Genomic DNA, 15607 nt, shown 5'->3' with positions numbered 1-15607 from the left:
TTGGGCGCCCCGTTAAACCACGCTGGCCGAACTGGACTTTTGCGCTTTTCAAAAGTGAGCCGCTGTAAGAGCGGAACCAATAGCGGCCATAACCGCAAAAACGGATATGTACCCAGGCAGATCAGAAATTCTGCCCCATGGAGAACTGGAACACCTGCTTGGTCGCATTCTCCGGGGTACGAACCGGCAACGCCAGGTTGATACTCAACGGCCCCAACGGGCTGTACCACGTAGCCCCAACCCCCACAGATGCACCCAGCTGACTCAGGTCAACCCCATTACAACCCTGGGTAGTACTGAGGGCACACTTGTCCGAATAAACGTTACCCACATCCCAGAACACAGACGTACGCACCGATTTATTATCTTTAAGGAACGGCATCGGAAACAGATATTCCGCCCCCCCGGTAATCAGGATGTTGCCCCCCAACGCCTCGGGACTGCGGTCGCTGTAGTACTGCTGGCCCGCACTGGCATACGCCCCGGTCGCCGGCGTACTGCGCGGCCCAAGCGTGCCGCTTTCAAACCCGCGCACCGAACCTTCACCCCCGGCCGTGTAGTTTTCATAAAACGGCAGGCCGTCCGTCGAGCCGTACCCGTTGGCGTAACCGAGCTTGGTATGCAAACGCAGCGTCGTCGAATTGGTGATCGGCACAAATGTCTGCCCGGAATAATCGAGTTTGTAGAAACTCAAGTCACTGCCCGGAAGCGTCACCGTCAGGTTCAGGTTCTGCGAGTAACCACGGGTCGGCATCACGCCTTTGTTCAACGTCGACTCCGACCACCCAAGGTTGGCCTTGAAGTTGGTGAACTCACTGCCTTCGCGCTGAAGAAAATCGTAGATCTCATCAGAGCTGTAGGTGCCCGGGTCGATACTGTCGTGTTGCACTGTCAGGCCGAAACTCAACCGCGAGGTTTCATTGATCGGGTAGCCGAGTGTGGCCCCCAGGCCGTAACTGTTGATGGAGTAGTAGGAAACACCGCTGCCATCGTCGTAGTAGTTGTTGTAATCGGTGGCACTGTAGAACGCGTTATAGCCCAGGCTCACCCCGTCCGGCGTGAAGTAGGGGTTGGTAAAGCCAATGTTGTACTTGCTCTGGTACTGCGAGCGGGTCAGGCCCAGGCTGGCGTAATCCCCGGTGCCCAGGAAGTTGTTCTGGGTGATCGAACCGCCGAGGATCAGCCCGGCGTCCTGGGCAAAACCGACGCTGGCGGTAATCGAGCCGGACGCTTGTTCTTCGACCGCGTAGTTCACATCAAGCTGGTCGTCGACCCCCGCCACGGCCGGGGTTTCGACGTTGACCTCCTTGAAGAAGCCCAGGCGCTCAAGGCGAACCTTGGACTGGTCGATCAGGTAGGTCGACGCCCAGCCACCTTCCATCTGGCGCATTTCCCGGCGCAGCACCTGGTCGTCGGTCTTGGTGTTGCCACGGAAGTTGATGCGGTTCACGTAGGCCCGTTTGCCCGGGTCGACCGCAAACACGATGTCCACGGTGTGGTCTTCATCGTGGGGCGTGGGCATGCCGTTGACGTTGGCGAAGGTGTAGCCGTCGTTACCCAGGCGCCGGGTGATCAGGTCCGAGGTGGTGGTCATCAGCTTGCGCGAGAACACCTGGCCTTTCTGCACCAGCAACAGGGCTTCAAGCTGGTCCTGGGGCACTTTCAAGTCGCCGCTGAGCTTCACGTCACGCACCGTGTATTTCTCGCCTTCGTTGATGTTGACGGTGATGTAGACGTGCTTCTTGTCCGGGGTGATGGACACCTGGGTCGAGGTGATGTCCATGTTGATATAACCACGGTCCAGGTAATAGGAGCGCAGGCGTTCCAGGTCCCCGGTGAGTTTTTCACGGGCGTACTTGTCATCGTTGGTGAAGAACGACAGCCAGTTGCTGGTCTTGAGGGTGAACGTGCCGATCAGTTCCTTGTCGGTAAACACGTGGTTGCCCACCACGTTGATGTGCTGGATAGCGGCCACGGAGCCTTCGTCGATCTTGACCTTCAGGCCCACGCGGTTACGCGGCTGCGGCAGCACTTCGGTGTCGACCGTGGCCGAATAGCGACCCTGGGCCACGTACTGGCGCTGCAGTTCGTTGCGCATGCCTTCCAGGGTGGCGCGCTGGAAGATCTCGCCCTCGGCCAGGCCCGACTGCTTCATGCCCTTGAGCAGGTCTTCGGTGGAGATGGCCTTGTTGCCTTCGAACTCGATGCTGGACACCGATGGGCGCTCGACCACATTGATGATCAGCACCGTGCCGTCGCGGCTCAATTGGATGTCCTGGAAGAAGCCGGTCTTGAACAACGCACGGGTGGAATCCACCAGCCGTCGGTCATCCGCCTCGTCCCCCACGTTCAGGGGCAAGGCACCAAACACGCTGCCCGCCGAGACCCGTTGCAGACCGTTGATACGGATATCCGAGATTTTGAAGGCTTCAGCGTGTGCAAGTGTGACATTGAGCAGCAGCGCAACCGAGCAGAGCAGGCGCGAAAAATTCATCAAGATCTTTTCCAGAACACATCGACAAGCAGCGCAAGCGCGCCGGGATGACTCGCCGCAGGCGGGTCACCACGACGCGGCCAGACGGGTGGACGGCAAGCATAAGAGCGCCGGGGGTTTGGTGCGGTTAACCAAGTGTCAAGTTAGGTAAAGGTTGGCCCCGGGGCGATGAGGCTGGGCGATACTGTGGGGGTACCCTTTCACGAGCTCGCCATGATCCGCGTATTGCTAGTCGACGATGACCAGGAACTGACTGAAATGCTGGGCCAATACCTGGAGCATGAAGGCTTTGAGGCGACCTGCGTGCACACCGGCGAGGAGGGTGAAGTTGAGGCGTTGTCGGGGCGCTACAGCATTGTGGTGCTGGACGTGATGCTGCCCAGGCTGTCGGGCATAGAAGTGCTCAGGCGCATCCGCGCCAGCAGCCAGGTGCCGGTGGTGTTGCTCACGGCCCGGGGCGACAACATCGACCGGATCACCGGGCTGGAGCTTGGCGCGGACGATTACGTGCCCAAGCCCAGTTCCCCGGGTGAACTGGTGGCGCGCCTGCGCGCGATCATGCGCCGGGTGCAGCCCGTGGACCCGCCGGCCGCTGACGTGATCAAGACCGGCGCCCTGGTGCTCTGGCCCGGCAAGCGCCAGGCCCTCTGGAAAGGCTGCGCACTGGGGCTGACCAGTACCGAATTCAGCCTACTTGAAGTGCTGGCCCGGTGCGCCGGCCAGGTGGTGAGCAAAAAGGACCTGTCGCTCAATGCCCTGGGCTGCCCGTTGACCCGCTATGACCGGCGCATCGACGTGCATATCAGCAGCATTCGCCAGAAGTTGGGCCCGCGCCCGGATGCCAAGGCCTGGATCCAGAGCGTGCGTGGCCTCGGTTACCTGTTGATCGCCGAATGATGAAACCCAGCCGGCTGTTCTGGAAACTGTTCCTGGCCTTTTGGCTGGCCACCAGCCTGACGTTCCTGGTGGGCTTGAGCATTCTCGTGGCGGGCAGCCTGGGCCCCGGGGACCATCATCTGGATGCGATCCTGGCCAGCGAAGAACAGTTGCTGGAACAGTACGGTGTCGAGTCGGGCCGCCAGCTCCTGGCGGTGTGGCAGCCACCCCACGGCCAAGCCATTGGCGTTTATGACAGTGCCGGTCAATTGCTGGCCGGCACGCCGGTCTCGCAGGTGGCTTATGAAAAGTCGCTGATCAGCAAGGACGGGGCCGCGCTGTCCCTCAGGTCTTCCCATCCTCCCCACGAACCCGGGCGCCTGGGCCACTGGATCCCGCTGATCATCGGCACGCTGATGAGCGCGCTGTTCAGTGGGTACATGGCCTACTACCTGGCGTGGCCGCTGGCTTATCTGCGGCGGGCGATGGGCGACGTTGCGCTGGGCCGCTTCGAAACCCGGGTGCGGCCGATGATGGGCAAGCGCCGTGATGAAATCGTCGACCTGGCCGAAGACTGCGACCGCATGGCCAACCAGCTCAAGCTGCTGGTGGAAGCCCAGCAACAGCTGTTGCACGACATCTCCCATGAACTGCGCTCACCGTTGACGCGCTTGCAAGTGGCCATCGGGCTGTTGCAGCAAGACCCGGCACGCCAGGAAATGCTCGGGCGCATCCAGCGTGAATCGGCGCGCATGGACACGCTGATCGAGGCGCTGCTGACCCTGGCGCGTGTGCAGGGCCGTCCCGAAAGCATCGAGCGCGAGCCGGTGGATATCGTCGAATTGCTGGCCGTGATTGTCGAGGATGCTCAGTTCGAGGCGGGTATCAAAGGCTGCAGTGTCAGCTTGCAGGCGTGTCCGGACTTTGTCAGTCGGGCCAGTGGCGAGCTGCTGTATCGGTGTTTCGAAAATGTCATTCGAAATGCCGTGCGCTACACGCAGCCTGATACCACGGTGCGGGTTTCGGCGGAGGTCAGCCCCGACAACCGTTGGCTGCGGGTGTTGATCACCGATCAGGGGCCGGGTGTTGAAAACCTGCGGTTGCGGAGTATTTTCGAACCTTTCGAACGTGGCCCGAATGACACCGATGCCGGTTTCGGACTGGGCCTGGCGATCGCCTTGAGGTCCGTGGAAATGCATGGCGGCACCATCGAGGCGCACAACGAGCCGTCCGGCGGGTTGAGCGTGGAAATCATCCTGCCTCGGGTGGGATCTTTACACGATATTACATTGGCTTGACCGCCCTGTACGCCCTGCGCCTTTAGACTTTTCTCCTGCGTGAGCTGATGTTCAGTGACGCCATTGGCGTGGAGGTGGCGATGTTTCAGGTGCACAAAAAAGGCTTCGTGGCCGGCAAGAAAATGGTCGACGGCCTGGTGCCTTACGATTTCTTCTGTGAAGACAGCCCGGCGATCAACCTGTTCGTGTTTACCGGCTCTGCGGCCCTCGGCCAAACCGTGGAAGAGCAGACATTGTGGGGCTTTACCCGGCTGGAGCGGTTTGAAGCCATGACCGGCGCCCTGGTGGCGAACAAGAAGAACGACGGCTGGTTTCAAAGCGTCAACGTGCTCACCGGGCCCAGCCAGAACGGCACCCAAAGTGTGAAATTCCAGCGCGTGCTGAAGATCATCAAGCACGCCACCGCCACGGGCCGCGCGACCAGCAAGTTTGAATATGAGATTCATACGGATGAAGGCGACACCTACTTCACCCGCCGACCCGCTGCACCCGACAGTGCGCAAACCGTCATTTATGCGGCGGATCAATAGCGCGGCTGCCGGAGTTCAAAAAGAGCGAAAAGGGGACAGATTTATTTATAAAATAAATCTGTCCCCTTTTTACCGTCCTCTTTTTACCGTTACATGCCGGCAGCCTCTACCGGTGTTGAAACCTTGGCAACGAAGCAATCCGCATCTTCGGCTCCTGCAACCTGGCCAGGTCACTGGCAATCTGCGCCCGCCAGAAATGCGCCCCGGCCAGTTGCGCATCCACCCACGCCTGGCGCAGCAACACCTTGGCCTTGTCCACCGACCCGTACTGGGCCTGGCGCAGAATCAGCTGCGCCTTGATCCGCAACATCTGCGGCACGAACCAGCGCTCATGCCGGCCCAGCGCCAATTGCAGGGTGTCTTCCAACACCTCCAGCGCCAGTTTCTCCAGGCCCAGCCGCGCCAGCCCCAGGGCGTATTCACAACGCAGCAAGCTATAAAGCTGGCTGTCGCCTTGGCCATGCAGGTGATGCAAGGCCTCACCCAGCAACGGCACGCCTTCTTCGGGCGACCCCTGGCGGATCAGCAGGATGCTCTCGAAGCACAGCCGAAACTGACGCCAGATGTGCAGGTCCTGTTGGGTCGTGCTGTCTTGCAGCAAGCCCAGGTAGTACCGCACCTTGGGCAGGTTGGACGCCAACAGCGCCAGGGGAATTGCCCCCAGGCACAGGGTGTACCAGAGGGTCGCGGGGTGATCGAGGGTGATGGCTTCATCGACGCAACTGCCGATCAGGCGCAGCGCCGGGTCGACATCGCCTTCCAGCAACTGCACCTGTGCCTTGAGGCAGCGGGCGGCGATGCGCTGATCAAAATGCACGTCGATAATGTGCGAGCGCGGGGCTGACGGTGACCCCAGTGCCTCGTCGATATTCTGTCGGGCGCCGGCCAGGTCGCCCATGTGAAACAACGCCAGCGCGCGCATACGTTTACCCAGCAGTTGCTGGTTGCCGCTGTGGCTCAGGCTGATGTAGCGCTCGGCCAATTCCAGTGCTTCGGCGTACTGGTTGCAGCCGCAACGGTCACTCCACAGGCCCCACAGCGCCCGCAGCTTGTGCTCGGCATCGCCCAGGTCGCGGGCGTCTTCACGCACCTGGCGCCAGGCTTCGCGCATTGGCCCGCCGGTGCCATAGGTGAGCATCAGCACGCTGGCCAGGGCGGTTTGCAACAGCATGCGCTGGCGCAGCGGCAGCGGGGTGGTGGCGGCGCTGGCCAGGCCTTTGTCGACCCAGGTGCGGCACTCGCTGACCAGCGACAGGCGCAGCCACAGTGGCACACCGCCCAGGGTCAGTTCGATGCCGGTGGGCAGGTCGCCCGAGGCTGAAAAGGCCCACTCCAGCGCGGTGCGGATGGTGTTGATTTCCGGGCCGTAGAGGCCGATCCAGGTCTCGGGAGAAAGCCCGTCGAGGGTCTGCCCGGCTTCCTGCAATACGCCCAGCGCATACAGTGCATGACGCTGGCGGGTGGCGTCGGCTTCGCCGTGTTCGTTGAGTTTCTCCAGGGCGTAGGCGCGGGTGGTTTCCAGCAGGCGGTAGCGCTTGAGCAACTGCGATTCACCGGCGATCAGCAGCGACTTGTCCATCAGGCTTTCAAGCAAGGGCAGGGCATTGCGTGCATCGAGGGTGCTGCTGGCGGTCATGGCCTTGACCGCGTCCAGGGTAAAAGAACCGGTGAACACCGCCAGTTGGCGCAACATGGCCTGTTCGTCGCCGGTGAGCATCGAGTAGGTCCAGTCCAGGGTCGCGCTCAGTGAACGGTGGCGGGCGAGGGCGGTGCGCCGGCCGGTCATTTGCAGGCGGAAGCTGCCGTCGAGCAACCCCACCAGGTCCTGGATGCCAAAGGTGCGGACCCGCGCTGCGGCGATTTCGATGGCCAGGGCGTTGCTGTCGAGCTTGCGGCAGATGGCGCTGGCGGCGGCGACGTCGGTGTCCTTGAACACGAAGCCGGGGTCGAGGGCCTTGACCCGTTCGATGAACAGGGCGATGCCCGACCAGGTCATGGCTTGCTCGGCACTCAAGTTCACGTCTTCGTCCGGCACCAGCAACGGGGCGAGGTCGTGCACCCGTTCGCCCTCGGCCCGCAGCGGCTCGCGGCTGGTGGTCAGCACGCAGCACTGGGGCGCGCAACGCAGCAGCACCTCGACCGCGTCGGCGGTGGCTTGCAGCACGTGTTCGCAGTTGTCGAGCACCAGCAGCAACGGGCTGTTGGCGAGCATCGAGGCCACGCTTTGCAAGGGCTCGTCACTCACGCTCTGGATGCCCAGGGCGTTGGCGAGCATGCCGGCCACCCATTGGCCGCTGGTGGCGGGGGCCAGGTCGACGAAGCACATGCCCTGGTGAAAGCGGCCCTGCAGCAGTTGCGCCACGGCCAGGGCCACGGTGGTCTTGCCGATGCCGCCGGGGCCGGTGATGGTCACGAAACGCTGGCTCAGTACCTGGTCGGCCAGGCTCAGGATCAGCTGTTCGCGACCAATCACTGTGCTGGGCGGCGGTTGCAGGTTGGGCACGTCCACCGTCGGGGCGGGCACCAGCGCCTGGGCGATGGCGCCTTCACTCACTGCCTGCATCGTCACCGGCGCGACAAACCGATAACCCCGGCCTGGCACGGTGACGATGTAGCTGAAGTTGCCGTCATCCCCCAGCGCCCGGCGCAGCGCAACGATCTGCGCGCGCAGGTTGCATTCCTCCACCACCACCTTGGGCCAGGCGAAAGAGATCAGCTCGGACTTTTCCAGCAACTCGCCAGCCCGGCTGGCGAGGGCGATCAGCAGGTACAAGGCGCGGCTGCCGAGGGTCACCGGCTCGCCGTTGCGCAGCAATACATGCTGGCGCGCCAACAAGAGAAAGGGGCCAAAACCGATTGCATTCTCGGTGTGGTCCGGGGCCTGGGGGACGAGGTCCGTGAAGGACACTGCGGGGTATTTGCTCGAACTCATCAATTTGTCCTTTTTTTGTAGTCGGGCTTGTTATTGGCGATCAGGCCATTCGCCCTTTTGGGTGCTTACGTGCGGCAGCAGGCTTGGAGAGTTGAAGTCGATCAAAAAGGTGAGAGTTGTCGCCCTCCTTTGGGGCATGGACGTTGTTATAGGGCGCGGGGCCGTTGGGTTTCAGGCGATGAGACTGTTTCAATTTAGAAACATTTTATTACTAGAAAACCTGATGTAGCAGAATGTATGCCAGTTGGCATGTAACAAAGATGACAACAACCGTATGAAATTTATGGGGATTTTTGAGGTCGTCGAAAGCGGGGGAAGTTGGGTGTTCGGAAAGGCGAATATTTCTAATTGTGTCGTTCGGGATGCCGAATAAAACGGCGGTGGTTTGGCGTGGTTTTTTTGGCTGTGTATCAGACTGTGTATCAGCACCCACCTGATACACCGGCATGAATAGAAGGAGGAAACGCGACACAGACGGGATACACGCCTGGCTTTAAATCTGTCTACCAGATGGCGCAGGCGGTCACCCACCGCACAAGCGCCCTGGCCACATTCAGTCAAGCCAGGAGATTCAACAATGAAGCGCCATTACGCAGCCCTTGCCGCCACCCTCGCACTGTCCCTCGGTGCCTTCGCCGCCACCGCCCATGCCGAGGATGCCAAGCCTCAGGAAAAATGCTTCGGCGTGTCCCTCGCCGGTGCCAACGATTGCGCCGCCGGTGCCGGGACTTCCTGCGCCGGCACCGCCAAGGCGGATTACCAGGGCAACGCCTGGGTGCTGGTGGACAAAGGCACCTGCACCCAGATCAAAACCCCCAAAGGCTTCGGCAGCCTGACGGAACAACCATGATTGCCCTGGCCCCTGCGGTGCTCAAGCGTGTGCTGCCTGAGGCGCTGCTGTTGCTGGTGGCCCGCCTCGGGATCGCTTCGGTGTTTTTCCTCTCGGGCCGCACCAAGGTGACCGGTTTCCTGCAGCTCAAGCCGTCGACCTACACCTTGTTTCGCTCGGAATACGCCTTGCCGCTGGTGCCGCCGGACTGGGCAGCGCACCTGGCGACCTACGCCGAGCATCTGTTCCCGCTGTTGCTGGTGCTGGGCCTGCTGACCCGCCCGGCGGCTGCCGCGCTGTTGGGCATGACCCTGGTGATCGAGGTGTTCGTATACCCCGACGCCTGGCCGACCCACCTGACCTGGGCGGGCTTGTTGCTGCCGCTGCTGGCGTATGGCGGCGGGGCCTGGTCACTGGACCGCGTGCTGTCCGGCCAACGCCGTTAACCCTTTCACAACAATGATCAGGCCCCAAGGCCTGTGGAGAGTCGCATGCGTATTCTTTCTTCCCTGGCGATCGCCATGGCACTCGCTACACCGTTGGTGGCCTCGGCCGCCGATGCAGCCAAGCCCCAGCCGGGCACCGGTAAAAGCGTGGTGATCGTGCCCGGTTCCTTTGTCGACGGCTCCGGCTGGCGAGTGGTGCACGACATCCTGATTCACAAGGGCTACAAGGTCACCGTGGTGCATCAGGGCCATGAAAGCCTCGCCGCCGACGTGGCCGAGGCCCGCGAAGTGCTGGAGCAGCAGGTCGGCCCGGTGGTGCTGGTGGGTCACAGCTCCGGCGGCGGGGTGATCTCGATTGCCGGTGACCGCGACAAGGTCAAGTCGATGGTCTATGTCTCGGCCCTGCAACCGGAAGTCGGCGAGAACATGAGCCAGCTGCTGTCGTCGATGCCGGCGCCGAGCAATGACGTGATGCAGACCCGCGACGGGCATCTGTTCTTTGATCGCACCAAGTTCAATGCCGATTTTGCTGCCGACCTGACCACCAACCGCACCGACTTCATGGCCGCCTCCCAGGTGCCGGCCACCACCGCGCTGTTCGGCGGCACCGTGTGGGCCGCGGCCTGGCACAAGAAGCCGACCTACGCCGTGGTATCCACCGAAGACCGTGCCCTGAGCCCCGATCTGCAGCGCTGGATGTACAAGCGCGCCGGCTCGAAAGTCACTGAAATCAAGGCCAGCCACTCGGTGTACATCTCCCAGCCCGAGGCTGTGGCGAAGGTCATCGAAGACGCGGCATCCGTCATCAAATAAACCCCACCCCCGAGGAGTAATACCCATGAGCACATCCATCAAATCCCGCTTGAGCCTTGCCACTGCTGCCGCCCTGATCGCCATGGCGTCCGCTTCCTTCGCGGCCGCCGCCAGCGCCGCCGACCAGCCGGAACAGCCGGGTCGCTGCTACGGCGTGAACAACTGCAAGGGCGAAAGCCTGTGCGCCACGGCCAAGAACGATTGCAAGGGCCTCAACAGCTGCAAGGGCCAGGGCGTTGTCGTCAAGACCCCGTCCGAGTGCCTGAAGCTGGGCGGCACCACTACCGAACCGAAGTAACACCCCGGCGGGCCCAGGTTGGGCCTGCCGCCTATTTATGCAACGGAGACCACATGATGCCGACACCCAACCCGCGTTTTCCAGGCTATGGCCTGGGGCTGCGCAAGGAACACTACAGCGAGTTCCTGGAGAACCCGGTGGCGGTGGATTTCGTTGAAGTGATCTCCGAGAATTTCATGGTCGCGGGCGGCCAGCCCCGGCACATCCTGCGCCAGATTCGCGAGCGGTATCCGGTGGCGCTGCACGGGGTGTCGATGTCGATCGGCACGGCCGAGGGCCTCGATCGCGATTACCTGAAACGCCTCAAGTCGCTGGTGGACGAGATCGAACCGCTGTTTGTGTCCGACCACTTGAGCTGGTCCCGCAGCGGGGGTTTCAACTCCCATGATCTGTTGCCGGTGCCTTACACCCATGAGGCATTGGACCGGGTCTGCGCCAATATCGACCTGGCTCAAGAAGTGTTGGGCCGCACGATGCTGTTTGAAAACCCGTCCAGCTACCTGGCCTTTGATGACGCGTCCATGAGCGAGTGGGAATTCATCGCCGCCATGTCCCGGCGCACCGGCTGCGAGCTGTTGCTGGACGTCAATAATGTGTTTGTCAGCGCCAGCAACCATGGCTTTGACGCTCTCGCGTTTCTCGACGGGATTCCGGCCGAGCGGGTCCGGCAAATTCACCTGGCCGGCCATAGCCAGGGCCGCGATTTGCTGATCGACAGCCACGACAGCCCGGTGTGTGATGGCGTCTGGGACTTGTATGCCAAGGCCGTTGCGTTGCTCGGCCCGGTCGCCACGATGATCGAGCGCGATGACGAGATCCCGCCCCTGGCAGAGCTGCTGGAGGAGCTGTCGATCGCCCGCATGCTCGGTGCCTCCGAGGCCTACAAGCGTGCGCAGGTGCGCTCATGAATCTCGCGCAATGGCAGCAGGCTTTTCATACCTGGCTGGTGAGTGCCTCGGAGCAGTCGGCCGAGATGTTGGGTAACAAGGCCGCGGGACTGGCGGTGTATCAGAACAACTACCGCGCGCAATTGGTGGGTTGCCTGGAACAGGCGTTTCCCAACCTGCGGCGCTGGGTCGGGGACGAGGCGTTCCTGGCCGCGTGCGTCAGCCATATCGACCGGCATCCGCCCCATGCCTGGACCCTGGACGTCTATCCCGAGGGTTTTCACCTGACCCTGGGCGAACTGTTCCCCAACAATCCCGACGTGCATGAACTGGCCTGGATCGAGTCGTCGCTCAATGAAGCGTTTGTCGCCGCCGATGCCAGCCCGTTGCCCATGGACGTGCTGGCGTCGGTGGATTGGGACACGGCACGCCTGCAACTCACGCCGTCGCTGCGCTGCCATGGGCTGACCACCAACGCCGAGGCGATCTGGTCGGCATTGTGGCAGCAAACCCCGGCGCCCGAGGCGCTGATGCTGGCCGAGGCCGGTGGGCTGCTGGTGTGGCGTCGCCAGTTCACCTCGCGCTTGCGGCAAGTCGAGGCTTTGGAGTTCCAGGCGTTGGTGCACCTGCAAGGTGACGGCAGTTTCGCCGGGTTGTGCGAGTTTCTGGTGGAGCGCCTGGGGGAGGAGGAGGGCGTGGCAAAAGCCGGTGAGTGGCTGGCCGGCTGGATCGGCAGCGAGTTGATTGTGGGGGTTGTTGACGACCTTCCAGTGTCGAATTTTTCGGAGCTATAAACCCATGTCTTTTTTCAATCGCCGTCGCTTTCTGATTTCCACCGCCATTGCTTCAGTGGCGTTGTCACTGCCGGTATGGGCGGCGCCTGCGCCCTGGACAATCCGCCAGGTCAGCACCGACCTGCTGGATATCGGCTACTACGAGGCCGGCCCGGAAGAGGGCAGGCCGATCATTTTGCTGCATGGCGCGGACGGCGACCTGGAGCGCTTCGCCGAGGTCGCACCCTACCTGGTGTCCCAGGGCTTTCGGGTGGTTGCCCCGTACCTGCGCGGCCATGGCACTACCACGCCGCTGGACAAGGCGGCACCCGCCAGCACTCAGGAAGTGGTGCTCGGCCAGGACGTGCTGGACCTGATGAACGCCTTGCACATTCCTGAAGCGGTGCTGGGTGGGTTCGATCTCGGCGGTCGTGCCGTCACGGCAGCGGCTACCTTGCGGCCGAGCCGCTGTGTAGCGCTGGTCACCTTGAATAGCGCGCCGCAGCCCGCCCTGGCCGAGGTGCTGGTGCAGATGGCGCAGATGGGCAAATGGCGCACCTGAACATGAATATTTGGACAGCCGCGCATTTGCCCGCTGAAAAAAAAGGCCGCTGCCCGTAATCTAGACGCCTTTGCCACGTGTGCGGATTGTCCATGTCTTCAGTAGCTGATGGGTTGCCCAGTGATAAGCGTCTAGCGGCGGTTGTCGCCATTTCCCTGGGGATCGGCATGGCGACCCTCGACACGGCCATCGTCAACACCGCGTTGCCGACCCTGGCCGAAGGGATTGGCACCGACTCCGCTTCGGTGATCTGGGTGGTCAATGCCTACCAGTTGGCGACCATTGCCGCGGTACTGCCCTTTGCGTCCCTGAGTGATGTGGTCGGCCACCGCCGGGTGTTCCTCGGCGGCTTGCTGGTGTTTGTGGTGGCGTCGCTGTTTTGCGGGCTGGCCTGGTCACTGCCGACGCTGACTGCCGCCCGGGTGGTGCAGGGCCTGGGCGCTGCGGCAATCATGAGCGTCAACATTGCGCTGCTGCGGCACATCTACCCGGCAAAAATCCTCGGCCGGGGGCTGGGGTATAACTCACTGGTGGTAGGGCTGGCCTTTACCCTGGGGCCGACGGCGGCGTCGGCGATTCTATCGGTGGCTACCTGGCACTGGTTGTACCTGATCAACCTGCCCCTGGGGGCACTGGCCCTGTGGCTCGGGGTGCGGGCGATTCCGGTGATCCCGATCACCGGGCATGCCTTCGACCGGCTGGCGGCAATTCTCTGCGCCGGGTTGTTTGCCCTGCTGGTGCTGGGCCTGGGCTCGGCGGTGCACGGTGCGCAGGCGGTGTTGACGCTGGGGCTGATCGCCGTGGCGCTGCTGTGCGGGCTGTTGCTGATCCGCCGTCAGGCCGGGCACCCGGCGCCGATGCTTGCGGTGGATCTGTTCAAGCGCCCGCTGTTCACCTTGTCGGCCCTCACCGCGATTTGCGCGTTCAGCGCCCAGGGGCTGGCGTTTGTGTCGCTGCCGTTCCTGTTGCAAACCGTGTTGGGGCACAGCCAGGTGGCCACCGGTTTCCTGATGACGCCGTGGCCGGCGGTGGTCGCGGTGATGGCGCTGATTGCCGGGCGCCTGGCGGACCGTATCTCCCTGGCGTTGTTGTGCGGCATCGGCCTGGTGATGTTGAGCGCGGGCATGGCCTCGCTGGCGACCCTGGGCAACGACGCCTCGACCTTCGACATCGGTTGGCGCATGGCCCTGTGTGGCGCCGGGTTCGGTTTTTTCCAGTCGCCCAACCTCAAGGCGATCATGACCAGCGCACCGATTGCCCGCAGCGGGGGAGCCAGCGGGATCGTCGCCACGTCGCGGTTGATGGGGCAGACACTCGGCGCTTCGTTGGTGGCGTTGTGTTTCCACCTGTCCCTGAGCAGCGGCCCGCAGTACGCGTTGTGGCTGGGCTGCGGGTTTGCCCTGGTGGGCGCGGTGGCCAGCGGGTTGCGCCTGATGCAGGACGGCGCCAAGGTTTAATTATTTGGGCCTTGTAAAACCTTGAGGTAGACGGCTACCGTGGCCGTCTAAATAATTCTGAATGTTTCAGCTTTTATGTCTGATCTGGCCCAACGCAGTGCTGATTCCCACTCCCGCCGTGCCGCGCTGACCCTTGGCCTGTGCCTGCCCAGTGACGTGTTGCTGTACCTGGTGCTGCCGATGGAGTCCCAGGCGTTCGGTATCACCCTGGCCCAGGCCGGGGTGCTGCTGGCGGCCAACCGCCTGGTGCGGATCTTCGGCTACAAGCATGTTCTGAATTTCTACGCCCGCAACGGTGATCGGCTGACGTGCTCCATTGCCGCCGGCGCGGCGGCGGTGTGTGCCCTTGGCAACTCGATGCTGTCCGGGTTTGCGGCCTTGCTCGGGCTTCGGTTGGTCTGGGGCCTGTGTTTTGCGGCGTTGAACCTTTCCACTCAAGTATTGGCTACCTCTGAACCGCTGGGTGCGGCGCGGCGGGCGGGGCGGTCGCGGGCGTTGATTGCCCTGGGGCCGATGCTGGCCTTGCCGTTGGGTGGGTGGCTGACGTTGCAGGTGGGGCCGCGGCCGATCTTCTGGATTCTGGCGGTGTGTTGCCTGGTGGGGTTGTGGATGGCGCGGGGGTTGCCGACTGCGGGTCACAATTTGCATGGCACGCCGGGGCGGCGGTTCAAGTTGCCTGACAGTGTGGCGACCTGGTCGTTTATCGAAGGGGTGGCGCTGGATGGGCTGTTTATCTTTGGCCTGTCGATTCAGGCGCAGAAGCTGTTGGGTGGCAATGCGGTATTGATTGCCGGTGGGTTGATGGCGCTGCGATATGTGTCGGAATTGCTTCTGAGTCCGCTGGGGGGGCGTGCTGCGCAGCAGTTTGGTGCTACGTCGATGTTGCTGCTGTTTTCGTTTCTCAGTGCGTTGGCGTTGGGGGCGTTTGGTAGTCATTGGGTGATTGTGGGGGCGGCGGCGGTGTTGGTGTTGCGGGCGTTGCAGTTGCCGTTGGTGACGACGCTGGTGGCGGAGCGTAATCCGGGGGCGATGCGGGTTTCGGCGTTGGCGTCGAATGCGGTGTGGCGTGATGTGGGGGCGGGGCTTGGGCCTTTGCTGGCGGGGTTGTTGTTGCCGGTGGCGTCGGCGCCTTGGGTGTTTGGCGTGGCGGGGGCGGCGATTGCGGTCAGTGCGGTGTTTTGCTGGCGGGCCAGGGGTTTAGCATGAGATGGGGGGAGGGGGGTACATATCCGTTTCTTCGGTAACGGCCACTTAGGGTTCCGCTCTTACAGCGGGTCACTTTTGGCAAACGCCCGGAATGCCGGCCCAGCCAAAAGTAACCAAAAGGTCTTTGCCCCACCACTCGGTGCCTCGCCTAGGCTCGGCATGCCCGCACTCCGGCCCGGTTCCGCGGGCCGCCGCGACGGGCCATC

The 15607-nt window shown here is 62.7% G+C and carries 14 protein-coding genes; 12 read left to right on the top strand and 2 right to left on the bottom strand.

The genetic code is table 11. The features are described from left to right. Positions 1-121: 121 nt before the first annotated feature. Entirely contained in the window at positions 122-2494 is a 2373-nt protein-coding gene (gene bamA / locus HX801_RS31675; RefSeq protein ID WP_177023418.1) for an outer membrane protein assembly factor BamA, read from the bottom strand. 213 nt (positions 2495-2707) lie between these two features. Here bamA and HX801_RS31670 point away from each other — a divergent pair, with 213 nt between their 5' ends. The 3 genes from HX801_RS31670 to HX801_RS31660 all read left to right on the top strand — a co-directional run bounded on the left by HX801_RS31670 (position 2708) and on the right by HX801_RS31660 (position 5198). After that, the gene (locus tag HX801_RS31670; protein WP_003211262.1) at positions 2708-3391 is read left to right on the top strand and encodes a response regulator transcription factor; all 684 of its coding nucleotides are present in this window, start codon (positions 2708-2710) and stop codon (positions 3389-3391) included. Continuing rightward, complete coding sequence (locus tag HX801_RS31665; RefSeq protein WP_177023417.1) at positions 3388-4668, top strand: ATP-binding protein; 1281 nt, start codon at positions 3388-3390, stop codon at positions 4666-4668. The genes HX801_RS31670 and HX801_RS31665 overlap by 4 nt, the downstream gene beginning before the upstream one ends. Positions 4669-4748: 80 nt before the next feature. Beyond that, positions 4749-5198, top strand: a complete 450-nt coding sequence (locus HX801_RS31660; protein WP_177021191.1) for a hypothetical protein — start codon at positions 4749-4751, stop codon at positions 5196-5198. Positions 5199-5304: 106 nt separating this feature from the next. Here HX801_RS31660 and HX801_RS31655 read toward each other — a convergent pair whose 3' ends face one another. Then, on the bottom strand, positions 5305-8130 hold the full coding sequence (locus tag HX801_RS31655) for a winged helix-turn-helix domain-containing protein (protein ID WP_087695384.1): 2826 nt from the start codon (positions 8128-8130) through the stop codon (positions 5305-5307). A 577-nt stretch (positions 8131-8707) separates the two neighbouring features. Between HX801_RS31655 and HX801_RS31650 the strand changes: the two genes are divergently transcribed. The 9 genes from HX801_RS31650 (at position 8708) to HX801_RS31610 (ending at position 15401) form a co-directional block, all read left to right on the top strand. Beyond that, positions 8708-8980, top strand: a complete 273-nt coding sequence (locus HX801_RS31650) for a DUF2282 domain-containing protein (protein ID WP_003211270.1) — start codon at positions 8708-8710, stop codon at positions 8978-8980. Next, positions 8977-9405 carry a DoxX family protein gene (locus HX801_RS31645; protein WP_003211272.1) on the top strand — a complete coding sequence of 143 codons (429 nt, stop codon included), beginning with the start codon at positions 8977-8979 and terminating at the stop codon, positions 9403-9405. Before HX801_RS31650 ends, HX801_RS31645 begins: the two co-directional genes overlap by 4 nt. A gap of 45 nt (positions 9406-9450) precedes the next feature. Further along, positions 9451-10218, top strand: a complete 768-nt coding sequence (locus tag HX801_RS31640; RefSeq protein WP_003211274.1) for an alpha/beta fold hydrolase — start codon at positions 9451-9453, stop codon at positions 10216-10218. Positions 10219-10243: 25 nt separating this feature from the next. Then, positions 10244-10516 carry a hypothetical protein gene (locus HX801_RS31635; protein ID WP_003211275.1) on the top strand — a complete coding sequence of 91 codons (273 nt, stop codon included), beginning with the start codon at positions 10244-10246 and terminating at the stop codon, positions 10514-10516. A 56-nt stretch (positions 10517-10572) separates the two neighbouring features. Further along, positions 10573-11424 carry a DUF692 domain-containing protein gene (locus HX801_RS31630; RefSeq protein ID WP_177023419.1) on the top strand — a complete coding sequence of 284 codons (852 nt, stop codon included), beginning with the start codon at positions 10573-10575 and terminating at the stop codon, positions 11422-11424. Continuing rightward, positions 11421-12197, top strand: coding sequence for a DNA-binding domain-containing protein (locus HX801_RS31625; RefSeq protein WP_177010092.1), 777 nt, complete (start codon positions 11421-11423; stop codon positions 12195-12197). The genes HX801_RS31630 and HX801_RS31625 overlap by 4 nt, the downstream gene beginning before the upstream one ends. Before the next feature lie 4 nt (positions 12198-12201). Further along, positions 12202-12738 (top strand): alpha/beta fold hydrolase, encoded by a 537-nt coding sequence (locus tag HX801_RS31620; RefSeq protein ID WP_177023416.1) that lies wholly within the window; start codon positions 12202-12204, stop codon positions 12736-12738. A 92-nt stretch (positions 12739-12830) separates the two neighbouring features. Then, entirely contained in the window at positions 12831-14195 is a 1365-nt protein-coding gene (locus HX801_RS31615) for an MFS transporter (protein ID WP_023658995.1), read from the top strand. A 75-nt stretch (positions 14196-14270) separates the two neighbouring features. Beyond that, a complete protein-coding gene (locus HX801_RS31610; protein WP_017478989.1) occupies positions 14271-15401 on the top strand; it encodes an MFS transporter in 1131 nt (376 codons plus the stop codon). Positions 15402-15607 lie beyond the last annotated feature (206 nt).

This window comes from Pseudomonas sp. G1002, from assembly GCF_013385455.1.
In the GTDB taxonomy this organism is placed as follows: domain Bacteria; phylum Pseudomonadota; class Gammaproteobacteria; order Pseudomonadales; family Pseudomonadaceae; genus Aquipseudomonas.
This window is presented reverse-complemented; position numbering and strand designations above follow the sequence as displayed.